The 25,365-nt window shown below is 37.2% G+C and carries 28 protein-coding genes; 21 read left to right on the forward strand and 7 right to left on the reverse strand.

What is annotated here, in order from left to right; all coding sequences use genetic code 11:
• Positions 1 to 95 precede the first annotated feature (95 nt).
• The 3 genes from DS745_RS02565 (at position 96) to DS745_RS02575 (ending at position 2,568) form a co-directional block, all read left to right on the forward strand.
• Positions 96 to 671, forward strand: coding sequence for a TetR/AcrR family transcriptional regulator (locus tag DS745_RS02565; protein WP_129076633.1), 576 nt, complete (start codon positions 96 to 98; stop codon positions 669 to 671).
• An 80-nt stretch (positions 672 to 751) separates the two neighbouring features.
• Positions 752 to 1,693, forward strand: a complete 942-nt coding sequence (locus tag DS745_RS02570) for an SDR family NAD(P)-dependent oxidoreductase (protein WP_129076634.1) — start codon at positions 752 to 754, stop codon at positions 1,691 to 1,693.
• Between the two features lie 110 nt (positions 1,694 to 1,803).
• A complete protein-coding gene (locus DS745_RS02575; protein ID WP_129076635.1) occupies positions 1,804 to 2,568 on the forward strand; it encodes a DUF4931 domain-containing protein in 765 nt (254 codons plus the stop codon).
• Positions 2,569 to 2,704: 136 nt separating this feature from the next.
• Here the strand turns inward: DS745_RS02575 and DS745_RS02580 are convergent, their stop codons facing one another.
• Positions 2,705 to 3,286, reverse strand: coding sequence for a LysM peptidoglycan-binding domain-containing protein (locus tag DS745_RS02580; protein ID WP_129076636.1), 582 nt, complete (start codon positions 3,284 to 3,286; stop codon positions 2,705 to 2,707).
• A gap of 211 nt (positions 3,287 to 3,497) precedes the next feature.
• Here DS745_RS02580 and DS745_RS02585 point away from each other — a divergent pair, with 211 nt between their 5' ends.
• From DS745_RS02585 to DS745_RS24455, 4 genes are all read left to right on the forward strand, one after another.
• Entirely contained in the window at positions 3,498 to 4,349 is an 852-nt protein-coding gene (locus DS745_RS02585) for a metallophosphoesterase (RefSeq protein ID WP_129076637.1), read from the forward strand.
• A gap of 184 nt (positions 4,350 to 4,533) precedes the next feature.
• Positions 4,534 to 6,570: a transglycosylase domain-containing protein gene (locus DS745_RS02590; RefSeq protein ID WP_129076638.1), complete on the forward strand. Its 2,037-nt coding sequence runs from the start codon at positions 4,534 to 4,536 to the stop codon at positions 6,568 to 6,570.
• Positions 6,571 to 6,709: 139 nt separating this feature from the next.
• Positions 6,710 to 6,865 carry a hypothetical protein gene (locus DS745_RS24450; RefSeq protein WP_161568150.1) on the forward strand — a complete coding sequence of 52 codons (156 nt, stop codon included), beginning with the start codon at positions 6,710 to 6,712 and terminating at the stop codon, positions 6,863 to 6,865.
• 69 nt (positions 6,866 to 6,934) lie between these two features.
• Positions 6,935 to 7,093, forward strand: a complete 159-nt coding sequence (locus tag DS745_RS24455; protein WP_161568151.1) for a hypothetical protein — start codon at positions 6,935 to 6,937, stop codon at positions 7,091 to 7,093.
• Between the two features lie 787 nt (positions 7,094 to 7,880).
• On the opposite strand, the gene DS745_RS02595 is transcribed toward DS745_RS24455, so the two are convergent.
• Complete coding sequence (locus tag DS745_RS02595) at positions 7,881 to 8,588, reverse strand: BsuPI-related putative proteinase inhibitor (RefSeq protein ID WP_161568152.1); 708 nt, start codon at positions 8,586 to 8,588, stop codon at positions 7,881 to 7,883.
• 155 nt (positions 8,589 to 8,743) lie between these two features.
• On the opposite strand from DS745_RS02595, the gene DS745_RS02600 reads away from it, so the two are divergent.
• The 3 genes from DS745_RS02600 (at position 8,744) to DS745_RS02610 (ending at position 11,450) form a co-directional block, all read left to right on the forward strand.
• Positions 8,744 to 10,207 (forward strand): amidase family protein, encoded by a 1,464-nt coding sequence (locus DS745_RS02600; protein WP_129076640.1) that lies wholly within the window; start codon positions 8,744 to 8,746, stop codon positions 10,205 to 10,207.
• An 86-nt stretch (positions 10,208 to 10,293) separates the two neighbouring features.
• Positions 10,294 to 10,893 (forward strand): trimeric intracellular cation channel family protein, encoded by a 600-nt coding sequence (locus DS745_RS02605; RefSeq protein ID WP_129076641.1) that lies wholly within the window; start codon positions 10,294 to 10,296, stop codon positions 10,891 to 10,893.
• A gap of 71 nt (positions 10,894 to 10,964) precedes the next feature.
• A complete protein-coding gene (locus DS745_RS02610; RefSeq protein WP_129076642.1) occupies positions 10,965 to 11,450 on the forward strand; it encodes a GNAT family N-acetyltransferase in 486 nt (161 codons plus the stop codon).
• 269 nt (positions 11,451 to 11,719) lie between these two features.
• Here DS745_RS02610 and DS745_RS02615 read toward each other — a convergent pair whose 3' ends face one another.
• Both DS745_RS02615 and DS745_RS02620 read right to left on the reverse strand, forming a co-directional pair.
• The gene (locus DS745_RS02615; RefSeq protein WP_129076643.1) at positions 11,720 to 12,019 is read right to left on the reverse strand and encodes a transposase; all 300 of its coding nucleotides are present in this window, start codon (positions 12,017 to 12,019) and stop codon (positions 11,720 to 11,722) included.
• 120 nt (positions 12,020 to 12,139) lie between these two features.
• Positions 12,140 to 12,703, reverse strand: a complete 564-nt coding sequence (locus DS745_RS02620; RefSeq protein ID WP_129076644.1) for an FAD-dependent oxidoreductase — start codon at positions 12,701 to 12,703, stop codon at positions 12,140 to 12,142.
• 217 nt (positions 12,704 to 12,920) lie between these two features.
• On the opposite strand from DS745_RS02620, the gene DS745_RS02625 reads away from it, so the two are divergent.
• The 4 genes from DS745_RS02625 to DS745_RS02640 all read left to right on the forward strand — a co-directional run bounded on the left by DS745_RS02625 (position 12,921) and on the right by DS745_RS02640 (position 17,044).
• Entirely contained in the window at positions 12,921 to 14,132 is a 1,212-nt protein-coding gene (locus tag DS745_RS02625) for an ATP-binding protein (RefSeq protein WP_129076645.1), read from the forward strand.
• A 149-nt stretch (positions 14,133 to 14,281) separates the two neighbouring features.
• Complete coding sequence (locus DS745_RS02630) at positions 14,282 to 14,527, forward strand: YuzF family protein (RefSeq protein WP_241657695.1); 246 nt, start codon at positions 14,282 to 14,284, stop codon at positions 14,525 to 14,527.
• A gap of 30 nt (positions 14,528 to 14,557) precedes the next feature.
• Positions 14,558 to 15,454, forward strand: coding sequence for a manganese catalase family protein (locus DS745_RS02635; RefSeq protein WP_129076647.1), 897 nt, complete (start codon positions 14,558 to 14,560; stop codon positions 15,452 to 15,454).
• Between the two features lie 123 nt (positions 15,455 to 15,577).
• Positions 15,578 to 17,044: an aminotransferase class V-fold PLP-dependent enzyme gene (locus DS745_RS02640; RefSeq protein ID WP_129076648.1), complete on the forward strand. Its 1,467-nt coding sequence runs from the start codon at positions 15,578 to 15,580 to the stop codon at positions 17,042 to 17,044.
• A 39-nt stretch (positions 17,045 to 17,083) separates the two neighbouring features.
• Here the strand turns inward: DS745_RS02640 and DS745_RS02645 are convergent, their stop codons facing one another.
• Positions 17,084 to 17,968: a hypothetical protein gene (locus DS745_RS02645; protein ID WP_129076649.1), complete on the reverse strand. Its 885-nt coding sequence runs from the start codon at positions 17,966 to 17,968 to the stop codon at positions 17,084 to 17,086.
• A 192-nt stretch (positions 17,969 to 18,160) separates the two neighbouring features.
• On the opposite strand from DS745_RS02645, the gene DS745_RS02650 reads away from it, so the two are divergent.
• Entirely contained in the window at positions 18,161 to 18,997 is an 837-nt protein-coding gene (locus tag DS745_RS02650; RefSeq protein WP_129076650.1) for an aminoglycoside 6-adenylyltransferase, read from the forward strand.
• Positions 18,998 to 19,032: 35 nt separating this feature from the next.
• On the opposite strand, the gene DS745_RS02655 is transcribed toward DS745_RS02650, so the two are convergent.
• Complete coding sequence (locus tag DS745_RS02655) at positions 19,033 to 21,273, reverse strand: S-layer homology domain-containing protein (RefSeq protein WP_206662907.1); 2,241 nt, start codon at positions 21,271 to 21,273, stop codon at positions 19,033 to 19,035.
• Between the two features lie 180 nt (positions 21,274 to 21,453).
• Here DS745_RS02655 and DS745_RS02660 point away from each other — a divergent pair, with 180 nt between their 5' ends.
• The 5 genes from DS745_RS02660 (at position 21,454) to DS745_RS02680 (ending at position 24,308) form a co-directional block, all read left to right on the forward strand.
• On the forward strand, positions 21,454 to 21,975 hold the full coding sequence (locus tag DS745_RS02660; RefSeq protein ID WP_129076652.1) for a GNAT family N-acetyltransferase: 522 nt from the start codon (positions 21,454 to 21,456) through the stop codon (positions 21,973 to 21,975).
• Positions 21,976 to 22,017: 42 nt separating this feature from the next.
• A complete protein-coding gene (locus DS745_RS02665) occupies positions 22,018 to 22,698 on the forward strand; it encodes an SOS response-associated peptidase (RefSeq protein WP_129076653.1) in 681 nt (226 codons plus the stop codon).
• A 91-nt stretch (positions 22,699 to 22,789) separates the two neighbouring features.
• Complete coding sequence (locus tag DS745_RS02670) at positions 22,790 to 23,413, forward strand: zinc dependent phospholipase C family protein (RefSeq protein ID WP_129076654.1); 624 nt, start codon at positions 22,790 to 22,792, stop codon at positions 23,411 to 23,413.
• Between the two features lie 37 nt (positions 23,414 to 23,450).
• Positions 23,451 to 23,876, forward strand: coding sequence for a hypothetical protein (locus DS745_RS02675; protein ID WP_129076655.1), 426 nt, complete (start codon positions 23,451 to 23,453; stop codon positions 23,874 to 23,876).
• Positions 23,877 to 23,897: 21 nt separating this feature from the next.
• On the forward strand, positions 23,898 to 24,308 hold the full coding sequence (locus DS745_RS02680; RefSeq protein WP_129076656.1) for an NUDIX domain-containing protein: 411 nt from the start codon (positions 23,898 to 23,900) through the stop codon (positions 24,306 to 24,308).
• Positions 24,309 to 24,344: 36 nt separating this feature from the next.
• Here the strand turns inward: DS745_RS02680 and DS745_RS02685 are convergent, their stop codons facing one another.
• Positions 24,345 to 24,647 (reverse strand): DUF3892 domain-containing protein, encoded by a 303-nt coding sequence (locus DS745_RS02685; RefSeq protein WP_129077020.1) that lies wholly within the window; start codon positions 24,645 to 24,647, stop codon positions 24,345 to 24,347.
• Between the two features lie 92 nt (positions 24,648 to 24,739).
• Here DS745_RS02685 and DS745_RS02690 point away from each other — a divergent pair, with 92 nt between their 5' ends.
• Positions 24,740 to 25,018, forward strand: a complete 279-nt coding sequence (locus tag DS745_RS02690) for a hypothetical protein (RefSeq protein ID WP_129076657.1) — start codon at positions 24,740 to 24,742, stop codon at positions 25,016 to 25,018.
• Positions 25,019 to 25,365: the final 347 nt, after the last annotated feature.

A 25,365-nucleotide genomic window follows, 5' to 3' on the forward strand; every position in this document is an offset into this window, starting at 1 on the left:
CACACAATTTTGTGTGCTTTTTTTGGAAAACACTTGTAAAAATTTTCTAATCAGTTATAATATAATTAACCAATGGTCAATTAAAGGAGAACGCGATGTCACCAAGAAAACCTGCCTCTGAAGAATTAACACGAGAAATGATCTTGAAAGAGGCGAGATTACAATTTATTGAAAAAGATTTCCAAAAGGTGTCCATGAGAAATATTGCGAAACAATTGGGCTGTAGTCATGGGGCCATTTATTACCACTTTAAAAATAAAGCTGAGTTATTTAATGGAGTAGTTGAAGAGGATTTTGCTAGACTTAATCAGTTGATTGAGAATGTGGTTGAAGGGAACGAGGATGACGAGTCAAAGTTAACTTCCATCTTTCTTCGATTTATTGAATTTGGCCTAGATCATCAAAGCCAATACGAAATTATGTTTATGACAAGAAATTCAGAAGTAGATAGTTTAAACCAACAAGCAGCTTATATGAGCTATCAGAAATTCGCCCAATCTGTTCAGACGTTATGTCGGAAGAGGCTTGCGATTAAAGATGTCTGGTCAGCGTTTATTGCTTTGCACGGTTTTGTTTCATATTACCGAGGGTACGTAACTCGGTATGAGGATGTGAAGGTAACAGCTGAAGGGCATGTGAAATTTATTGTAAAAGGATTAAAAAGTTCATAAGCTCTAAGCTACGGTTTGGAGCTACCTATATTTTTTTAACTATAATTGACCACTGGTCAAAAAAGGAGAGCGGTTGAATTATGAAGAAAGCACTAGTTTTAGGGGCGTCAGGTGGAATAGGGTATGCATTAGTTCAAGAGTTAGTTTCTCGTGGAATTGAAGTTATTGCTTTTGCGAGGGGAAAAGAGAAGTTACAAGGTCTTTATGGCAGTAGCGATAAGGTTACCATTGTTACAGGGAATGCATTAGAAGAAGAAGATGTGATGAGAGCTGCTAGCGGGGTTGATGTTATCTTTCATTCGGTAAGTTTTCCTTATCAAGATTGGGAGCATACCCATCCAAAATGTGTAGAAATTATGATTAAGGCAGCTAGAATTAACGAAGCCAAAATAGCGTTTGTTGATAACGTTTATGCATACGGTAAACAGTCTGGTTTCGTTACTGAAAGAAACGAAAAGCATCCGCATACGAAAAAGGGAAAATTACGTCTTGGGATGGAAAATACACTAAAGAATAGCGGTATTCCTACGCTAATTGTTCATATGCCTGATGTCTACGGACCGAACTGTGGAAATACGATCTTACATGAAACATTGAAAAATATTGAGGCGAACAAAACGGCTAATTTTGTTGGACCTACGAACGTAGCAAGGGAATACTTGTTTACACTAGATGGGGCAAAAGCGATGGTGGAATTGGCTTTACGTGACGAAGCTTATAATCAAAATTGGAATATACCAGCCTCTCGACCAATTACAGGTGACGAATTACTAACGATCTTTCGTGATGAGTTTGGATATACCAGATCATTACGAACAATATCGAAATCGATGATTCGTTTTATGGGGGTTTTTCAACCTTTTATGAAAGAAATGGTTGAGATGATGTATTTAACGGAGGAGCCGATTGTGTTAAGTGGAGAGAAATATGAGGCGCAGGTTGGTCTACTGCCACGAACCCCTTACCAAGATGGGTTAAAAACAACGCTGGAATGGAAAGAAAAACAAGTACTTGTTAAATAATGTATGAAAAGCTAAATCTGTAATGGTTTAGCTTTTTTCAATGAATAAAGGATTTCTAGGATAGGATGCTGAATACTACTATTGCAAACTTATAAACTGGAGTGAAAAACATGTCTAGTCCCTCATACCTACTTTATGATCCATCGATTGGTAAGCAAAAACCAGAAAGTATTATAAATCGAACAACAGCGTGTCCGTTTTGTGATCGAGATAACCTTATCGATATTCTTGATGAAAAGAGTCCATTTATTTTATTGAAAAATAAGTTTCCAACCTTACCTGATACTTATCAAACTGTTCTAATTGAAACAGACTCATGTGAAGAAGAGTTTTCAAGCTATAACAAAGAACATTTACACAATCTAATAGATTTTGCCTTTAGAAATTGGTTAGAGATGAGTAAATCGCAAGAGTATAAATCTGTACTACTCTTTAAAAATCATGGGCCTTTGTCTGGTGGCTCCATTCACCATGCCCATATGCAAATTGTAGGATTAAAGCATGTCGATTACACCAAGGATATTACGTTAGAGCACTTTGAAGGTATCCGAATTTCCGAGACCAACTCTGTTCAGTTTACCCTTTCAACTAAGCCGAAGATGGGCTTCTATGAATTTAATGTGGTTTTGGAAAATCTAGTCGATCAAAATGTATTAGCCGAATACACTCAAATGGCGACTCATTATATCCTAAATCATTTTCCGGCGAAATGTGGTAGCTATAATCTGTTTTTCTATCAATTAGATGGGAAAATTCTTGTCAAGGTTATTCCTAGATTTGCTACATCGCCACTTTTTGTAGGTTATTCCATCGCGCAAGTAGCTGTAAACCTAGAAGAGATTGTAGAGCGGGTGAAGGAGATTTACTGTTTATAAGAAGAGAGTTTGATGTTGGTCAAAGTATGTTTGTGATATCAAGCGAGATAAGTAGTGGATCTTAAGGAGTAAGTGTGACCTTGTAAGAGCAAAAAAAAGGCTTAGAGAATAAATTTTTCTCTAAGCCTTGTATTCGTTAATCTAGTGGAATGATAATTTGTGATCCTATAGTCAGCTCATTTTCATTTACGTGCGGGTTAGCCGCTCTTAAATCTTCAACTGTCACACCATCATAAACGCTAGCAATCTGCCAGAATGTATTTCCTGGTTGAATGGTATGGAAGACCATAGTAGGTTCATCTGGTATTGCTAGGAAAAGAACCATCCCAACAGGTAAATGATAAGGGTCAATTCCTTCGTTTAAGTGTAATAAACCTTGTACAGTTACACCTTCATAGCGCTCAGCTATACTGTAAAGCGTATCCCCTGGCTGAACAGCATAGGTTACAAGCTCTTGTTCTTGACCAAAATGGTTGTTCGGGTGCACAATTGTGAGTTCCTGACCAATCGGTAATGCATAAGGGTCGAGATGTGGATTGGTAGTTAGTAGATCGCTAACAGAAACCCCCTCATACTGTTGGGAAACTCCCCAAAGCGTATCTCCCTTGTTAATCTTGACTGTTGTTACTGATGAAGCCTTTGGTGACAGATCAGCAACTCCAAATGTCATCCCTAAAGCCAAAACTGATGTTAGTAATAGTGACGTTTGTTTTTTCATTTTCTGTCTCCTCCTTTTTAGTAACGTCTATTTAGTATGTACCTCGTTTTGAGTAGTCTTAAACTAGTAATTTTTAATAGATTAATTAACTTCGTCTGAAGGTTGGTGGAAGGAAATCGAACTAGTGTAAATGAATAGGGTTAAAAATGGAATTTTATGTTAAAATTGATTAGTTAATAATTACTAATATATCAGTAGGTAGGTGAGTTTTATGAAACGGCTAATGAAGAAACGAATATGGTATTTAATAGTTACAATCATTTTAGTGAGTTATTTCATTTATTTTCAAAATAATTCAATCGTTATTTCAGACTATACAATTAAAAATGGTACGATCCCACCGAGTTTTGATGGTTATAAAATCGTGCAGTTATCAGATTTACATAGCAAATCATTTGGGCGAGATCAAAACAGGCTAGTTAAGAAGGTGGAGAAGATAGCCCCTGACTTAATTGTTTTTACGGGAGATTTAGTAGATTCTAAACGCTACGATGAGGTTAGTAGTCTTCTCCTAATGGAGGAATTGGTCCAGCTAGCTCCTGTGTATTTTGTGACAGGAAATCACGAATGGTGGTCAGGGAAAATTCATACGTTAGAAGGGAAATTAACGAATATTGGTGTTAGTGTACTGAGGAATATAGCTGAAGATCTCTACATTAATAGTGATATGATTACCATCATAGGTATTGATGATCCTGCCAAACTGGGTGTGTCCCACTCAGAACTAGAAACCGCAGAGATAGACTTTACCTATGCGATTGAAGGTGTAGATAAGGATCATCAATTTACGATGTTACTTGCCCATCGTCCTGAATTAGTATCGTTATATTCAAGTTACAGTGTTGATTTAGTTTTTTCAGGACATGCCCATGGGGGACAGTTTAGAGTTCCTTTTATTGGGGGTCTAATAGCCCCAAACCAAGGATTATTTCCTAAGTATTCTTCAGGAAAACACCAGTTAGATGGGACGACGATGATTGTCAATCGAGGACTTGGTAACAGCATTATTCCAATACGTTTATTTAACCGGCCAGAAGTAGTGGTTGTGACTTTAGATAATTAGTGAAACAGGGAGATAAAGGGAAACGTAAAGCAGGGTCAATTCCACTATTGACCTTGTTTCTTGTGTAGAAAATAGTTCGAAAGTTTGTTTGATGAAATCGTCCAAAAGTATGAACAGAGAGTCATACTTTGTCGTGTTATAATAAACGAATAAATTTTTAGTTTACAGGAAGGTGCTTAACCACATGAAATTAAAACAGAATATGCGCCGTATCTTAGTTACATTCATCATTGCTTTTGCATTGATGTTCACTGTAGCAGCAATTTTCCTTACAAAGTTAATTGTAGAGGCTTACGAAGTTGACCTTAGTAAGTTAGAAGAGCCGTTGCCAAGGCCAACGGTCATTATAGATAAAAATGGAGAGGCGGCTTCTGAACTCTCGTCAGCTAGGTTTACTTCAGTGCCGTTGTCTAGAATACCTGACGAACTAATTCATGCGATTATTGCCGTAGAGGACCAGCGCTTTTTTGATCATTCAGGTGTAGATATTCGTGGGATTGCAAGATCTGCATGGAGAAACTTTCGAGCTGGGTCTGTTGTTCAAGGTGGAAGTACGATAACGCAACAGTTAGCGAAAAATTTGTTTTTTACATCAGATAGAACCTATACTAGAAAGTTTAATGAAATCGTAACAGCGTATCGGATTGAGCGGAACTATAGTAAACAGGATATATTGGAACTTTACTTAAATCAAATCTATTTTGGTGAAGGGACATGGGGCATTCAAGATGCAGCAAAGACGTATTTCGGCAAAGATGTTCAGGAGATTTCAGTCGCTGAAGCAGCTCTTTTAGCAGCCTTACCAAAAGCGCCTACCCACTATTCTCCGTTTCAAAATGAACAAAAAGCAAAGGAACGACGAGATCTTGTTTTATATTTGCTGTATGAACAAAACTATATAGATAAAGAAGAATATGAAAAAGCCGTAAATTCAGGAATTGTACTTAGGGACTGGGAACTTGAGGGTTTAAGAGGGAAATACCCTAGTTATGTGGACTATGTCCTTGAAGAAGCCATACATAAGTATGGTTTCAGTGAAGAATATATTTTAACGGGTGGACTGCATATTTTTACGCAAATGGATCCTGTGGTTCAGAATGCGATAGAAGTTGCATATGTGGCAAATGAGCTGTTTCCAGAGAGTACAAGTGAGGAGCTTGTTCAAAGCGCATCTGTCGTTATTGATCCTTATACTGGGGGAGTGCGAGGACTGATTGGCTACCGTGGTCAACATGTGTACCGTGGCTTTAACCGTGCAACTCAGTTGAAACGGCAACCAGGTTCTGCAATTAAACCGTTAGCTGTATTTGCCCCGGCCTTGGAAAATGGCTATCGTCCATCAAGCATGCTCCTTGATGAGAGGAAGAACTTTAATGGATATTCTCCACGGAATTATAATGATCGCTACCTTGGAAGAGTATCTATGTATGATGCATTAATTCATTCAATCAATGTTCCTGCAGTAGCGCTTTTAAATGATATGGGAGTGGGTGTAGGAGTGGATTTCCTCCAGCGATCAAGTATTCCATTAGTTCGTGATGATCGCAATTTAAGCTTAGCTCTTGGTGGGTTTACCGAAGGGGTATCACCGATGGACATGGCTCAAGCGTTTAGTATGTTCCCTAACCTTGGTTCAATGAAAAAAGCTCATGCAATAACGAGAATAACTTCTAGCACTGGAGAAATTTTGTTAGAAGTTGTTGAGGAAGAAGTTCAAGTCATGAGTCCAGAAAATGCTTATACAATGACGCAGATGCTAATGGGTGTTGTCGAAGAGGGGACTGGAAAAAATGCTACCCTAGGGCGACCAACAGCAGGAAAGACGGGTACGACACAGTTACCGAATACCGGGAGTTTTGAAGGAGTTAGTGGAGTCAAAGATGCTTGGTTCGTTGGTTATTCCCCTGAGCTAGTGACAGCGGTTTGGGTAGGGTATGACAAGCTGGATACAAGCAACCTCATGCAGACAGCAGGAGGAAATCATCCTGCAAAGATATTCCAAGCCATTATGACAACTTCTTTACAGAATACTATGGTTACGAATTTCCCGAAGCCTGAGAATTACCGTGAAGAAGTGAAACCAGGTAAACCTGCGAAGGAAGATAAAAATCCTCCAAAAGGGAAAGAGAATAATCCAGGGCAAGGAAATACCAAAGACAACAACTCAGGCAAGGGAAATAAGAAGGAAAACAAAAAGGGCAAGGATAAAGGTAAGAACTGAATGTAAGAAGATGGACCTACTTTTTCAGCAAAGGTAGGTCCATCATTTGTTTATTATCATAAAAGGTAGTTAGGACTATATTAACGGACAGACAATAGAGCATATGTATCTTGAGAACACTAAAAAAGGAGGCGTTTTTATGATACCAGCTTTGTTAATAAAGATTGCTCTTGTTATTATTGTTGTTCGTTCGGGTTATGTAGCCTTTAACCTTCTAGGAAGATATCGTAAAAGTCTATTAGACTTACTTTATCATGCATCCATTTGTATTTTAGCTTTATCGTTCCTAGTCTAAAAGAATGATTTTTTTAACACTCTAAGAGCTATCACATATACTAAAAAAAAGCTTTATGAGGTGCATATTATGACTAATCAGCGAGCGATCAAGGTAGTTGAAGAGTTCATACAAAAGCGATTTAACAAGATCTTAGAGAATAATGAAACGGAAAACTTCGATAAACTACCGGGCTTAGTGGAAGCCTTAAAAATTATTAAAGAAATGGAATTAGATTTAGATAAATAGCTTTATCTGGGGTGGGGGAACCTTTTTTAGTGATGTAGATCAAAACACATGTCATTATGCTGCATGTGTTTTTTGTTTTGGCTACCATAAATTGGCGCAGCAAGACGGATCTTGCTTACCTAATTCACCTAGTTAATGGTAAATAGGCGTAGCGAGACTCATCTCGCTTACCTGATTCACCTAGTTAATGGTAAATAGGCGTGGCAAGACTCATCTTGCTTACCTAATTCACCTAGTTAATGGTAAATAGGCGCAGCAAGACTCATCTTGCTTACCTGATTCTCCTAGTTGTTGGTAAATAGGCGCAGCAAGACTGATCTCGCTTACCTGATTCTCCTAGTTGTTGGTAAATAGGCGTAGCGAGACTCATCTTGTTTACCTGATTCTCCTAGTTAATGGTAAATAGGCGCAGCAAGACTGATCTTGCTTACCTAATTCTCCTAGTTAATGGTAAATAGGCGCAGCGAGAATCATCTTGCTTACCTGATTCTCCTAGTTGTTGGTAAATAGGCGCAGCAAGACTGATCTTGCTTACCTAATTCTCCTAGTTGTTGGTAAATAGGCGTAGCGAGACTCATCTTGTTTACCTGATTGTCCTAGTTAATGGTAAGTAGGCGCAGCGAGACTCATCTTGTTTACCTGATTCACCTATATAATGGTAAAAACGGGTGACGAGACTCAACTTGCTTACCTGATTTTCCTAGTAGTTGGTAAAAGAAGATAAAGAATTTTAAACATGCAGAGTAAGAAAGAAAAAACACGGTGGATATACCGTGTTTTTTTCCTATTATTGTAACTCTCCGTGGATCATTGTCAAAAATAACTGACCATTTTTCTTATAGTAGCTATAGATTACAGTGTCTTCAGCTTCAAGTGACGAGATGAATTCGTTAGTAATGCCGGTTAGTCTGTAAGCTTTAGGATTTCCATTACTGTCTTTAATCTCTACGGAATTATTATCAATTTGACCTACATAAGTGCCTTCTAAACTTGTTGCAACTTCTTCAAGAGTAAATTCAATTTCAGTTTTTACATCTTGTGCTTTGTCTGCCATTGACCAAATTTCTAGCGTGTAGGTTTCGGCTTGTAATGATGAAAGGATATCTACATCTACATTCATGGTGTATGTTTCACCTGGAGCTAATGTTTTTTCTACAATTTGTTGCATAAACATTTTATCCATAGAGTAAGTGTAGATGATGTTGCCTTGACTATCTTTAATGTGATATTCGTATTCTTGTGAGCTACTAAATGTCAATTCTAGGTCTTTATCTGTTTCGTTCTTTAACGTGAACGTATAGTAGCCGTCTGAAAATTGAATGTCAGTAGAAACGAGATCTTCACTTACAGTCTCTTTATCCGTATTCTCACTAGGTGTCTCATAGCCTGTTTGATCACTGCCACCTACTTTTTTCTCTACTTCATTAGAACCACATGCTGTGGCTAGTAACGTTGCTAATGTAAGGGCCGATAGTAACTTCCAATGTTTTTTCATGTGAACCGCCTCCAAATACAGTTTTTCTTGCCTGTTCAAAATGTTAGTCGTCATAGAGTAGAAAAGGTTACAGTGAGGATTATTGTTTAACAATTGCGAAATTTTGTGGCAATATAGTAGGGTAACTTTATTTTAATAAAAAAGGAGTAATTCTTATGCAAAATCCTAGATTAAAACAACTTCATGATGAATGGTTAGTAGAAGCGACAATAGATGAAATAAGAGAGAAATTAACAAATGGAGAGATTTCGTCAAAATATCTTGTACTTATGTATCTTTATCGAATTGCGAACTTTGACCAGATTAACTCTGTCTTAGAGATTAATCCTGATGCGCTACACATTGCAGAAGCTCTTGATGTTGAACGAAAAGAAAAGGGTCCACGTAGTCCACTTCATGGGATTCCTATTCTTGTAAAAGATAATATTGATACAGCCGATAAAATGCATACAAGTGCAGGCTCTCTGGCATTACAGGACTCGATTGCGTTGAAAGATTCGACAGTTGCAAAGCAACTAAGAGATGCTGGAGCGATTATTCTGGGAAAAACAAATATGACGGAATGGGCAAATTTTATGACGATTGGAATGCCTAGTGGTTATAGTTCAAGGGGTGGACAAGTCCTTAACCCTTATGGACCTGGGAAATTTGATGTAGGTGGATCAAGTGCTGGTTCGGGTGCTTCGATTGCTGCCAATTTAGCAGCAGCAGCGGTTGGCACAGAAACGTCTGGATCAATTTTAAGCCCTGCTAGTCAAAATTCTTTGGTCGGTATTAAACCTACGGTTGGATTAATCAGTAGGACTGGAATTATTCCGATTGCATTTAGCCAAGATACGGCAGGACCGATGGCTAGAACGGTTAAGGATGCGGTTTACTTATTAAACGCCTTAGTTGGTAATGATGAGAGCGATCCTGTCACAAAAACCAATCCACTAGTCAACACAGACTTCTTGGAGTTTCTTGGGGAAACTGATTTACATGGAGTTCGTTTGGGGATTGCTCGCGAAACATACTTTGAGTATTTAACGGAAGAGAAGTTAGTTGTAATGAATGCTGCAATTGAAAAGTTAACGGAGCTGGGTGCAGAAGTTGTTGAGGTTACGATTCCTTCAACAAAAGAAAAATGGTCATACGATGTGTTAACGTATGAATTTAAAGTTGCACTTAATTCCTATTTAAATTCTCTTTCACCTTCAGCAAACATTCGTTCATTAGCAGATGTTATTAAGTTTAATAACGAAGATCCAGATCAAATGTTAAAATACGGGCAAACGTTGTTAGAAGAAGCGGAGGAGACATCGGGTACTTTAAGGGAAAAAGAGTATGTAAATGCAAGAGAACATGATATCTATAAGTCAACAGAACAGGGAATTGATGCAACTCTTGAGGAGCACAAGTTAGACGCAATTGTCTTCCCAAATAATTTTGGTGCAGGTATTCCAGCAAAAGCTGGTTATCCATCGATTACGGTTCCGGCAGGATATACCGAAGAAGGGGAGCCAGTGGGGATTACGTTTACAGGTACTGCATTTAGCGAACCGAAGCTGATAGAAGTGGCTTATGCTTATGAGCAAGGTACAAAAGCAAGAAAAGCACCTAAAATGAAAAATGAGTAATTTTGATGACTTCATGTTATGATATAGAGTAGAATTTTTAGGGGCACATTTTGTGTCCTTTTTATTATTGTTTAAGGGGAAATAACATGGAGTGGGAAATATTAACGATTATTGGAACGATTGCGTTTGCACTAAGTGGTGTGATTGTTGCAATGGAAGAAGACTATGATTTAATGGGGGTTTATATATTAGGGCTAGTCACTGCCTTTGGTGGAGGAGCAATTCGGAACTTACTAATTGGTGTACCTGTCTCCGCATTATGGGATCAAGGACATCTTTTTACAGTAGCTATAGTTGTGATGACGGTTGCTTTTTTCTTTCCGAAATTATGGGTGGCTCAGTGGTTCAAATGGGGATTAATTTTCGATGCGTTAGGCTTAGCTGCCTTTGCGATACAAGGTGCTCTTTATGCAACACAGATGGGCCATCCAATTAGTGCAGTAATTGTAGCAGCAGCGTTAACTGGTGCTGGTGGCGGTATGGTTCGTGACGTTCTAGCTGGAAGAAAACCACTGTTTTTGCGAAATGAAATCTATATTGCTTGGGCGATGTTAGCAGGACTAGCGATTGGAGTAGAAGCAGTTTCAGGTCCTATTAGTATCTGGATATTATTTGTTAGTATCGTAGTACTTAGAATGCTATCAGTCTACTTAAAGTGGCAGTTACCACATCGGAGGTTAAATTAGAGTTTTCGTTCTTAGGCTTTTATGTTAGACTTTTTGTGTCAGAATTTAACATAAATGAATGAGGGATTATCATGATCATGCTGAAAGAAGTAACAAAAGAAAATTGGTTTGACGTCATCTTACTTAGAAGTGGCGAGGACCAAGAAAATCGTATCTTTGAAAGAGATATTGCATCAAACTGTTTGTCGTTAGCCCAAGCAAGCATTGAGAAGCAGTGGATCACAAGAGCCGTTTACGTAGATGAGAAGTTAGTTGGTTTTGCTATGTATGGCTTTTCAGATGAATTAAAAGAATATGAGGTTTGTAGATTTATGATTGACTATAACTTTCAGGGGAATGGCTATGGAAAAGAAGGACTTAAGTTAGTCATGGAAGACATGATTAATCGCTTTCAATGTGAGAGGATTGTCTTAACGTTCCACCCTGAAAATGAAAAAGCAAAGAACTTGTATGAGAAAATAGGATTTACGGATACTGGTTCTACTGTAAGTCACTTTGTTGATGAATTAGTGTACTCATTTGAGACAAAAAAATGGACGGGATTAACAGAAGGCTAAGTTAGTACATGGGGATGACGTCGTCCCCTTTTTTTGAGGTTAAGGGATGTAATTAGGGGCTATTAGCGCCTGTATTTTCCGGTGATTACAATCACTAATAGCAGAGAATTCTAAAATAAAAAAGACGTCCCTAAGGACGTCTTTTTGCGTATTGCGGCGAGAGAACAGCACTCCACATTTGTGCCTGCCATAAAGGCGCGTTATCTCGACTTATGCAAATCAGCTCATCGCTTAATTAATATACCATGGATTGAATTATAAGACAATGGTTATTTTTGGTGCCTGATTTCATATATGGTACTTAAAGCAATTATATAGATCAAATATAAGCCTAGGTAAGCCCCAGTAATTAAAAAAACTGGATTTAGAAAGACACCGTGAATGTTTGTCATGAACACTGTTTCATCGATAAGTATCTCGTGAATTGATGTTGAGGATATATTGCCGAATATTAGTGCTGATAGTAGTGCTAAAATATGAAAAAGTAGTCTAAATAAAGGCCACTTAAGCTGTAGTAAAATCATTACTAATGGTACTAAAATACTTCCTATGATTAAAAGTAGCTTCATGCTCTCACCTCAATACCATTATTTACAATCGATATAAGGATTAAACATGACGGAAAGTATACTGTTTAGGATAGAAAATAGAAAAAACAAAGGAGCTTCCATTTAGAAGCTCCTTACAAACTATGCCTTTAAAACATCGTGATCAACATATCTTTCGCCGTTTAACTGGCTAATTACGTTAATAGCTACCTTTGCACCGTCTCCAGCTGTAATAATCGTATGAACGCTAACTCCAGCGACAGTTCCTGCAGCCCAAATGCCTTCAACATTCGTTTTACCTTCTGCATCAACAGCAATTACTGTTTTAATTCTTGGTTCTGTACCATCTTTTGTAGCAACACCAATTTTTTCAGCTAAATCAACAGCGACACCTGTTGCTAAAATCACATGACCTGCTTCAAATATTTGGTTTTCCACTTCGACTTTGAAACCGTTATCTGCTTTTTCAATTGTTCCGACAGTGCCTTCAATAATTTCAGCACCATGTTTACTTGCTTGTTTCTTACCTGTTTCTACAAGGTCTGGACCTGTTATTTCTGTTACCCCATAGTGGTTTTCAACCCATGCTCTTTTTGTCATGCTTTTGTCATTGTCGATTAATAAAGTCTTTTTCCCTGCTTTTGCTGTAAAAATTGCAGCGCTGGCACCGGCAGGACCTGCTCCAATAATAATGATATCATACATAAGCTAACACCCCTTGGTTTGTAGTAGTTATAGCAACTAAATGGTTGTTGTGCATACTAATAACGTTCACCATTATAAAATATTGGTATTTCTACTGTCAATTGATCTGACTTCCTATTTTAACCATGTAAGTTACACTATAATATGAACATTGTATTAATTAGATTTTACAATTACTATAAGAATAGTAGAATATACTGAAGGGAATTACCTCTAGATGCAATTGAATTTATTAATTAAACAACGAAATGGTCTTGTAATGAGAGTTTTGTGGATTTCTTATTTACTAATGACCATCTTTTATTTATTGATCGATCCGCAAATTACCACTGTATGGCCACCCGTAGGTTTTGTGATTTGTATTCTTTGTACAATTTTGGTGAAGGTGGACAAGTACGAAGAGTGGATTATGTACACGATTATTACGGCCGTTATCGGTTACTTATCCTACCTTAATTGGCAGTATCCATATTTGGTTAATTATATTTTCTTGCTATTTGGTATTATCATAGCTTCTTTATATCAAAGTTACAAAGCAATACTATATTCTGGTGTTCTTACTTTAATTTCTTTGGTATTTTTCTATCTTTTTAATTTTGAACAAATATTTTCTAGTATTATTAAATTGGATGTTATTTACTTTATTTTATTTGCGGTATTATTGATGATTTTCTTTTTTTACCATGTTAAGTTCACAAGAATTCTTTGGCTGAAGGCACAAGAGAATGAAAAAATGACGAAAGAACAATTGTCCAAAACGGAAGAAAAATTAATTCAGTCGGAAAAACTTTCAATGACAGGTCAATTAGCAGCAGGAATTGCTCATGAAATCCGTAATCCACTAACTGTGTTGTCAGGATTTGTCCAATTGCTAGATAAAGACGAGAAAAATAGAGAGATTATGCTATCGGAAATAGAAAGAATTAACTTGATTGTTAGTGAATTACTAATCTTAGCTAAGCCCAAGGAAATTAATTTTCATCAGGTTCATTTAGAAGAGACGCTTAATGAAGTTTATGTTTTATTTAAATCACAGTTCCATCAACAGGAGATTCAAGTTAACCTTTGTTATTCCGAGGATAATTTTTATATTTTGGGCAATAAAAATCAGTTGAAACAGGTGTTTATTAATATCTTTAAAAATGCAATTGAAGCCATAGAGTCTGAAGGATTTATTGATGTGAGTGTAAAAGAAGTGGATCGAAAAATTATAGCTACAATATTTAATAATGGCCCTAAAATAGATGATGCTATCTTGAATGATATTGGTCAACCCTTTATAACTTCAAAAGAGAAAGGTACTGGGCTTGGGCTAATGATTAGCAACAAGATTGTGTCTGACCACGGCGGAGAACTTCATATTTATAATGGGGAAAGAATTGGCGTTACTATAGAAATTGCTCTTCCAGTTTCATTGAAGATAAATTAGTAACAAACAAAAGAAGTACGTTTTTGGTGAATAGGAGAAAACAGGGTGGCAATTGCCACTCTTTTTTCTGTGAATTTTTAGAAATTGGAATGGTACAATCCAAGGACCTCATAGTATCAAAGTAAGTGCGAAATAAGGGGGTAGTTATGTTGAGTAATTATCAAAACCAGCATCATTATGAACGCAACGGGACGCCAGAATTGGTTACATTAGTTGATCCATATGTGTATCAAACACTACAAACGGTGATGCGAAGAACTGTTGTCGTTCAAACCTCAGAAGGAAGCATCCGAGGTGTCCTTGTTGATGTAAAGCCTGATCATGTTGTTGTAGATGTTTCGGGTTCACCATTTTTTATTAGAACTCAATGCATTGTTTGGGTAAAGCCAGAATAAACAGACTGAACAGGGAAAGGGGTGAAAGTCTTGTTTCAACGTTTTGATAAACTACTCATAGATCTTCCAAAGCCTGAATATGCAGATCCGAATGGAGCATCAGTTGTTCAGGAATTACTTGGTGGTAAGTTCGGTGAAATGTCTACGTTAAATAATTATTTGTATCAATCGTTTAACTTTCGTAATAAGAAAAAATTTAAGCCGTTTTATGATTTAGTGGCGAGTATTACTGCTGAAGAAATTGCTCATGTGGAGCTTGTTTCCCATACAATTAATATTATGTTAGAGAATACGACATTCCCTGGAGATCCAGATATAGCTCCGCTACAAAATGCCAAGGATTTGCGTTTTCACCATCATTTTATTGATACGGCCCAAACAGCGAAACCTGCAGATTCCCATGGAAGACCATGGACAGGGGACAATGTTTTTAACAGCGGTAATTTGTTGCTTGATTTAATCCATAACTTTTTCTTAGAATGTGGAGCAAGAACACATAAAATGAGAGTCTATGAAATGACCGAGCATCCTACCGCTCGAAGAATGATTGGTTACCTTCTCGTACGTGGAGGAGTTCATGTAGTTGCTTACGCAAAGGCTATTCAAGTAATGACAGGTGTTGATATGACAAAAATGATGCCAATCCCTAACTTGAGTAACCGAGCATTTGAAACAGCCAGAGAATTTGAAGATGCAGGGATCCATACGAAGCTATATACATGGAGTCCGTCTGACTTCCGTGACATTAATAAAATATGGACGGGAACGCATCCTGAGGACGGAAAGCCACTTGAAGTAATAGTTGGTATGCCAGAAGGAGCTCCTAAACCAGATTACGATGATCTGCCTGAAGAATTTGCACCTGGTGTCTCTGCTGAAGATTATCAGGAAATTGTGAAACGCTTGATGAAATCAGCAGGAATGTAAGTAATTGTGTAAGCCTTTATCTTCAAGATAGAGGCTTATTTTTAATGTAATCACCCTTTTTAGTCTACCTTTATACTATAGGGAGTAGACGTTTCCTAACTTATGTGTAAAGGAAGAAGTGTGATGTCAAAATTAGAACGATATTTTAAACAATATAGAAAACACATTGTTGGATTAAATGAAGCTTATTTAACCGCTTATGGGAAAAAGAAGCTATTATATGCTGACTGGGTAGCAAGTGGGCGTTTATATAAACCAATAGAAACTAAGTTAGTTAATACAATTGGTCCGTTTGTTGCGAATACACACACGGACTCGAATGTAACAGGAGCGGCGATGACAGCAGCGTACACGTATGCTCATGATTTAATCAAAAAGCACGTGAATGCCGGAGAAAATAGTGACGTAATTATTACGTATGGGTTTGGAATGACAGGCGTAGTAAATAAATTACAACGGATGCTAGGTTTGAGAATACCAGAAAAATATAAAGAAAGAATTTATATAAAACCTGAAAATCGACCTGTGGTATTAATAACGCATATGGAGCATCATTCCAATCATACATCGTGGTTAGAGACCATTGCTGATGTCGTTGTGGTAGAACCAGATCAAAATAATCTGGTTAGTCTAGTAAATCTTCGGAATGAACTAGAAAAGTATAAACACCGTAACTATATTATTGGAGCATTTACTGCATGTTCAAATGTTACTGGGATTGAGACACCATATCATGCAATGGCAAAAATAATTCATGAATATGGTGGGGTCTGCTTTGTGGATTTTGCATGCTCTGCCCCTTATGTTGACATTAATATGAGACCAAAAGATAAGATGGAGCAACTAGATGCAATTTTCTTTTCGCCTCATAAGTTTTTAGGTGGTCCTGGGTCCAGTGGAGTTTTAATTTTTAATAGAGATCTTTATAAAAATAAGGTGCCAGATCATCCAGGTGGTGGTACTGTACAGTGGACAAATCCATGGGGGGGAAGAAGTTATTTCCTCGATATTGAAAAAAGGGAAGATGGCGGAACTCCAGGATTTTTGCAGACGATTAAAACAGCACTATGTATTGGCTTAAAAGAACAGATGGGTACAAAACAAATGAAACAACGTGAACAAGAGCTGTTAAAGATAGCATTTGACGGACTCGGGGAAATTGATGGGTTACACATTTTAGAAAAAAATATCAGAAGACGCTTAGGTGTCATTTCGTTTTATATGGATGGCATTCACTATAATTTAATTACAAAATTGCTATGCGACCGGTACGGAATTCAAGTTCGAGGGGGATGTGCTTGCGCCGGTACCTACGGTCATTATTTACTCGGGATTACCCCGGAGCAATCCAAGCAGATTACGACTAAAATTGATCAAGGAGATTTATCTGTAAAACCCGGTTGGGTAAGGCTTTCCTTGCACCCAACAATGACAAATGCCGAGTTATTATATATTATTAATGCGATTAAGCAGATTGTAGAAAACAAAGACGTGTGGAGTCAGGATTATCTCTATAATGCTAAGAATAATGAATATTATCATAAGACATTTAATGGTGGATTAGATGTTAAAGAGTGGTTTTCTAACTAAAAGGAAGAGCTTGAGAAAAAAATTCTCAAGCTCTTCCTTTTAGTGTTTTATTAAGTCTTGTGGTTCTTCATTTTCAATTTGAAAAGAAATAATATTTGACTCTCTTTTATCTAGACTAACTGTTTTCCCAGTCAACCTTTCATCACCTGCTATTACTGTTCCAGTGATAAAGTTTGGTTGACTGTGCTCAATTTTCAGCGTGAATCCTGGATCTATATGAAGGATTGGCTGACCGTATTCATATGTTTCATATCGAATAGAATATAATTGACCATCAAGTTGATATTCTCCTGTAAAGCCAGGAGCCCATTTTTCGTGGTAAAAAGAGATGCTGTTGTATTGCCTTATAAGCTGACCAGTTTGTATATCGTATTCTTCGCTATAAATAAATTCGCACCCGCCACTATTTCCACAATTCACAGGTAAATGTGGAATTTTATAATAAATCCATAGATCGATTGAGGAGCTACTTCCGCTTATGGAACTAGCACCAATACTACTTGTGTAAGGAGGCGAATATGTGCGAGTAATTACCTCAATATCTGAGTACATTTCATCTTTAAGGTTAGATATAACGAGTTCGTACTGCGTTTCTAGTCCAGAAGGGAACACTTTAGCCAAAGTTAAATAATTGTTTACGTGCATATGTAAGATCGTTAACCCTGGCAATAACAGAAGCGAAAGTGTACCATAAACAATTGTTCTTTGCTTAATATTAGGGGCTTTAAGTATTAAGAGAGTAAAGTATGCGACATAAAATGGGATACCTATTAGCAATAGTAGTGGAAAAATTAAAAATGATGACAAAAATAAAGCAGTCCAGACCACTTCGTATGGATGATTTGGCTCAAGTATTACGATGATAAAATAGCATAACCATGCAGAACTAGTTCCTGCGAAAAACCACTTAAACTCCTGTTTCATTCTACACATCCTTTTTACTAATTAGTATTATGGTAGATTATTTCCAGAGTGCTGTATAGGAACAATTTTTGCCAGTAAAAGGTAGATGATTGGTATATAATATTAGTAATTTATAGTAGTTTTATAAGTTATCTAAGATACGGAGAGAGCGTTGATTTTAATATATACGAACGATTATAAGGAGTGGATTTGATGGGCGAAAATATCCGAAATCATACCAAGAGGGATCAAGCAATCCCAGAACAACGTAAAAAGCTAATAAATGCTATTGAACGAGACTTATTAGGTGACGACAATATTTTAGCAGTCTTTTACGGTGGCTCAATAGGAAATGGCTGTACTGATCTGTATTCTGATATCGACCTTCGCATTGTTGTGAAAGACGATATGTTTGAACAGTATCGGTTGAATAAAAAGGAACGAGCGAAGACATGGGGAAACGTATTGTTTTTTGAAGATTTTCCATGGACAACATATAGTATTGCGCATTTTGATACTTTCATTAAGGTTGATACATTTTACTACCATATCAAGGGTATTCAGCCATCGGTTTGGCTTCAAGAAATAAAAATTGTTAAAGACTCGCAAGGATTTGTAGACCAAGTGGTAGAGAAGTCAAGGAAACTATCTTATTTGCCATCGCTTCAGGATGTTGACATCTGGCGCACGAAATTTTTTTCCTATGTTCATGAGGTTTATCGCAGAGTACAAAGAGGGGAAATCTATTATGCTCTTCAATGTATTGATAACTTACGCTTGTCTATTACCACTGGTTGGTTTATGGTAGCAGGAATTCAACCAAACACATTTGGAGATTGGGCAAAGATAGAAGGAAGCCGAAGTAGATTAGAAGGTTGGCAATTATCACTCCTCGAAGGTTGGTATAGTAAAAGAGATCGGGAAGACATTTTTAAGGTGACAAAGGCCATCATACCTGAATTTAAGAAAATACATGAGAGTTTATGTGAAATGGTTGGTTTAGAAATGAACGACCAGTGGGTAGATGAAATTGTAGGTATGACTCTATAGAAAAAAAGCTAGGGAGATCCCTAGCTTTTCCTGTTTTAATAGCGATTTAAACGGTTATCATTATATACAAGTCGGGCTAAACGGAAGTTAGATACAGCTAACTGTCCAAGAGTAACTTCTTGCTCAGGGTTAAATCTGTTATTGCTAGTAGTTAAGACCCCTAGCGCATTTGCTAAAGCAACGTAGCCTTTGTTTTCGTCAGAAACTTTACCAGCATCAGCAAAATTAACTTTATAAATGTTACCGTGTTTCGCCGCTTCTTCTAAGCCAAGGGCACGAACATACCAAACGGCTAGTTCTTGGCGTGTCAGAGGCTCATCGTAAGCGAATTGTTTTTTCTCGTTATCTAGTACTCCTAGATTAACAGCACGTTCTACGATTTGATATAGTTCGTGATCTGGCTGAATGTTTTCAAAAGTATGTGAGGATTGTTCTCCTCTGTCATAATAATAATCGTAAAATCTAGTGAGTGATTTCATAATAACCTCAAGGGCTTCCCCTTTTGTTGTAGATGCATTTGGGTTAAACGTCTCTACATCTTTTACTTTAATAATCCCAGCATTAATCATAAAATTTAATTCTTCTGCTGCCCAATGGTTTGTAACGACAGGCTTTTCTGCTTCTTCTTGGTTACGGTAATTACTGGTCCACTTGCCTGTAAGAGCATCAATCAATTGATAATCTTCGTGATATTTAGTCGTGTAAACTAAGTTGTATTCTTTACTTTTTGTATCCCAGTAGTTATTCAAATACCTTAATTCGATGTCGAGATGCTTAAGGTACTCTTTTAGTGCTGTATCTTCAGAGATAATCTTTTCTTTCGAAGGCCACTTGTCAATTTCAAAAAGGTTTACGTTAAAAGAATTTAATGCGCCATCATGGCTAATTCCAACGTTCAGTCCTTCATTTGCAACTACTAAGCCGTCATGAATTCTCGGGAATGAGATGGTAAAGCCGTTTTGGTTAGAGCTAGCTTCAATTGTTGGATACGCAAAAAGGTGTAAGTAGCTTGGAGCATATTCTTTCGCATAATCGACAGCTAGTTTTAAAGCTTCATCATAAGAAAGCTCTTTCACAGGCTTTTTACTCTTACCAAGGTCACGAAGCAATTGTTCTTTCAAGTCGTGGTATTGAAGAATGGCTCCTGTGTTTTTGTCAACCTCAAAGTTAGTTCCAGTTCCGGAATTCCCTGTATGATACATGTAGTTTACAGAAATAACTTCTTTGCCAAGGTGGTTTGTTCTTTCATCAATGGCATCAATGTTTAACTTAACCCCTTCAATGTCATCAACGTTGAGGAGTTTTTCAGCTAGTGCTTTTGCATCGTTTAGTGAAAACGACGTATACTTTGATTTGAGAGGCTGGTCTACTAACATTTTCAACTCTTTTTTCGCTGGTAGAGTTTCAATAAAACTGTTATGTACCATCCACTTCCCAGATGTTGCGTGAACGCCTGTAACAGTTTGAAGAGGTATATATGCTAATTGAACGTTTGCTTCTTGTGTTCTGTAGTCAAAGTCAATGAAATATTGTAGGTCTACAGTGAAATTGTCTTTAATCTGCTTTAGGATCGTTTCTTTTGACTTTGCATTTTTTACATCTTCATAAGTGAAATTATGAGTCTGATAGTAAGGTCCATTGAATTGAATTAGTTCCCCATTTCCTAAGATCGTAATATGAACGTTTTGACTTGAGATAGGGACACCATCTTTAAATTTTTCATACGAAAAGTCATAGCGGATTGGCTCTGTTAGCGTCTGATTAGGTCTGTAATAATGATAATGGTTAGTCGTCAGTTTATAGTTACTACTAGACTTTGTTAACTTTTTCAGGAATTCATCAGCAATTTTTTGTGCATCATCCTTGGATACCTTTGCTGGGAATAGAGCATCTGCTTCGTTGGCTGGGCGATAGTAAAAACCATTTAATTCAAGTTCCTCACCAACAAACTCAAAGTTCCCATGAATGTACTTGCCACCTACCTCTTTCGAAAAGCTAAGGCTGTAACGAATGATATCCTCATTATCTTCTGGAAAACGATGCCCTGAATGTAAGTGGTAATCATTATTTGATAGAAAATCAAACTTCCCTGGAAAAAGCACTTTAACTCGTTTAATTAATTCTGTTTTTGAAACGACATTCACCGATGCAACTTGAATTTTTACCTTTTCCTCATGATTTGGCTCATACAGACTTGTTGCACCAACACTAGGGGCAAGTAGACTTAATGATAGTAATGCTGATAGAGACACAGCTCCAATACTCTTTTTCTTCAACATAATTCCTCCATTACGATTTAATAACCTTTACTACTATATGAAAGGTTCTAGTATCTATACGAACCAATTTGTAAAAGGTTTCCATTTTATGAAAATTAGTAGATTCGAACTAGAAAACTATTCCAATTAATTAGTAGTGTGTTATAATAACAAAAATTTTAGTTGAGGGGTTATTATATGACTGTTTATCTAATCAAACCGGCAATGGAATTCAGGAACGAGTATCTATCTTTTTATGAAGAATGGAAGGAAAGTAATGAAACGATGATTCCTTGGGTGATCTCTAAAGACCCATCTAATTTTGAGGAGATGCTCCAATTCTTGGCTAATAATGAAGAAGGGATTGGAATTCCAGAGGGATGGGTACGCGACTCAACCTATTGGCTTGTGAACGAGTCTGAAAGAGTTATCGGTGTGGTTAATATAAGACACGAGTTAACGGAGCATTTATTAACTAGAGGTGGGCATATTGGGTACGGAATTCGTCCGTCTGAGCGAAAGAAAGGTTATGCAACGGTACTATTAAAGCAATCATTAGAGAAAGCAAAAGAGATCGGTATTGAAAGAGCTCTTGTTGTCTGTGATGAGAGGAATGTAGGTTCACTAAAGACGATTGTGAATAATGGTGGTGTTCCGGATAGCGATTTTATTGAAAAAGATGGAAATGTCATAAAGAGATTTTGGATTGATGTAAATTAGGCAAAGCTGTTACTATATTTTTTCAAGAAAGGAAATTCGTTTATGTGCGGTAGATTTACTTTAACGGCAGAGGAAGAAGAGATTAAAGAACGATTTAACGTAGAGTTGTCTCTTACTGGTTATGAAAAACGTTATAATATTTCACCAAGTCAGCAGGTGCTGGCGATTATTAATGACGGAATGAAAAATCGTGCTGGCTACTTAAAGTGGGGACTCGTACCTGCATGGGCGAAAGATCCTAGTATCGGGCACAAGTTAATCAATGCGCGCGGGGAAACATTGGCTGAAAAACCAAGCTTTAAACAATCTTTTAGCAAGCGTCGCTGCTTAATTGTTGCCAATGGATTTTACGAGTGGAAGCGAGATGGCAAAGGGAAAATCCCAATGTACATTACCTTTAAAGATAAACGCCTATTTGCATTTGCTGGCCTTTGGGAAACGTTCCAAAATGGGTGCTCGCCCTTACATACCTGTACGGTTATCACGACAACACCTAATGAACTTGTTCAAGAAGTCCACGATCGGATGCCGGTCATTTTGCCAAGGGAGAAGGAACAGCTGTGGCTTGATCGATCTCTTAGTGATGTAAGTGAATTACAAAAGTTTTTACAACCGTTTCCAGAAGAGGAGATGTTGACGTACCAAGTTTCAAGCTTAGTGAATTCACCGAAAAATGAAGGGTCTGATCTACTAACGGTTGATGAGCCACCAAGGCTATTTTAGAGTATGATCATTTCATACTCTTTTTTGTATGACACAGTATATATTTTACATGGTATTATATGGTTATTAAAACCTAAATGGAGGATTACGCATGGGTTCAAGAATTATGCATGCTATAATTGCCAATCGTATAGTAGATATTTTGTCAATTGATGATCGCACCTCATTTTTATTGGGCAGTCTTGCTCCAGATGCCGTTTCAACGAAAGATATATCACATTTTTACATAGGTAATTTGAGTGACTATACTAGAGGTATTGATTTTTCCGGCTTTATCAAAAAGTACAGCGAGCACAGCAATCGTGATTACCTGCTAGGGTATTACACCCATTTGATCGCTGATGATATTTGGTTAACTGGATTTTACAAGCCTTGGTTGAAAAATCGAATAGAAGCTGATCATTCGATTCTCCCATCATATCATCAGGATTTTAAGTTATTGAATGGCAAGCTATTAAACTACTATGGATCTACTGATCAGTTACGTAATACGTTAAATCAAGATGGAGAAATGATCGACTTAGATGAGGTGAAAGGTAGAGATGTTGTAGCTTTTCTTCCATATATATTAGGTGATATGGAGTACGATGTAGAAGTTATCGGGCAAGGATTAAGAATCTTTACGCTTAACCAGATTATTGGTTACATCGAGACCTCTGTTGAAAGAGGGGTATTCTGTATTCAGCAGCTAAGGTCCGGAAACGATGAATTTTGAGGATATATTTCCACAGGTAATAGGTGGTGAATAGGGCTTGAAAAATATACTATTAACGCTAGTAGTGATTCTGTTAATCCTAGGTCTTTATCTCGGTGGGTTAACTCTTCTGTTATTGATCATGAGTTTATTTTCTTTGATTCAGATAGATAGTTGGATTGCGGCAATAATTTTCTCGTTTTGTGTCATCCTTTGGTCCCTACCATTTGAATTGCTAGGTTTATTTGATGGACTTTCTTTGAGGTCAAGTTTTGGCAGGAGGGTGCTTCGTCTACTTGTTGTGCTATTTCAGTTTGCTGTGTTTACGTTTTATGTGATTTGGTTAGATATGAAGTTTACGACTATTTCATTCTCCAACGTAGGAATGATATGCTATATTATCATCGTTGGATGTATAACGCTAGGAGTTATGGTTGGTGGTCAGAAAGTTAAGCAACAAGATGGGAAAAATAAAACGGTATAAAATAGTAGATGGGGTTGGAAAATGATTGTTGTTGGAATAGGTGCAGTGATCTTGAATGAAAAAAATGAAGTGTTATTGGTACTACGAAAAAAAGCTCCTGAGGCTAACAAATGGAGTATTCCAGGTGGGAAAGTAGAGTTTCTAGAGCGCTTGGAGGATACGGTTATTCGGGAAATCAAAGAAGAGGTCAACTTGGATATAGAGATTTCTAAGTTGCTATGTACAGCTGAGACGATTGATTTATCTTCGAGTGAGCATTACTTATCACTTATTTATACTACGAAGAACATTAAGGGTACGATGAAAAACATGGAACCTGACAAGATATCCGAAGTGCAATGGTTTCAACTAGAGGAGATCCCAACTGAATTGGCTTGCTTTTCTGTCGAGGCTTTAGCATTAACGAAGCAAAAGTACATAGTAAATCGTTAGAAAATTAGCTTGGAGATTCTCCAAGCTAATTTTTTATTAGAATTCGGGTAAATTATCTAAGTTATTTTCTTTGATTCCATCAGGCTCGCTTCGTAGGATGTCGCGGCCATACTTATGAAAAACATCTACATGAGCAAGCTTTCCTGCTTTGGCATCATTTAAGGCGGTTACGTAATCTAACTCTCTGCCGGAGCTCGTTTTAAAAGCAATTAGGTCACCTTCGTCATTTTTTCGCACGGCAACAATATGTTCTGTACCATCGTTAATATTCATTTCTTCTATATCAGCATTTTGGCGGTACTGCTCATATATTTGTTCAAAACGATCGTTGTTTTCCATCAAAATCCCTCCTTCGAAAATAGTTTGTGTAAACTGAGGAGTTTAATTCCAGTGAAAACGTGAAATATTAACAGAGAAAGGAGAGCTTTATTGTGCAAATCTATTTTTCACCAGAATTTATTAACCAGAACGCTCAAGTTCTAAATATTGTAACTGACCGTAATGAAGCAATTGGTTACTTATCATTTTTAATTGAAGAGAATAAGATGTATGTGTTTAGCCAGCTGCAAGAAGAGGGCGTTTGTGAAGACTATAAAGATCTTGTTAAGCCGTACTTACAAGGATTGACGAAGATTAAACCGGATTTAGAAGTGATGACATTTTTGGCTGTTGGTGGCAAACAAGTGGAGATTGAGTTAGACAAGGAGTAGACCTGCATGGATGTGGGTCTGTTTTTTTGTTGTAGATCACGAGTAATTTGGATGAATGAGGGGGTCTATGGTGTTATTTTGACTAACTTTTCCATATGTTAGGAGAATGCTGTTTAATCCAGGCTTTATTGTGACTGACTTTCCCATATGTTAGGAGAATCCTGTTTAATTCAGGGTTTATTTTGACTAACTTTTCCATATGTTAGGAGGATGCTGTTTAATTCAGGGTTTATTGTGACTGACTTTCCCATATGTTAGGAGAATGCTGTTTAATTCAGGCTTTATTGTGACTGACTTTCCCATATGTTAGGAGAATCCTGTTTAATCCAGGGTTTATTTTGACTGGT

The sequence above is a fragment of the Anaerobacillus alkaliphilus genome (genome assembly GCF_004116265.1).
Classification (GTDB): domain Bacteria; phylum Bacillota; class Bacilli; order Bacillales; family Anaerobacillaceae; genus Anaerobacillus; species Anaerobacillus alkaliphilus.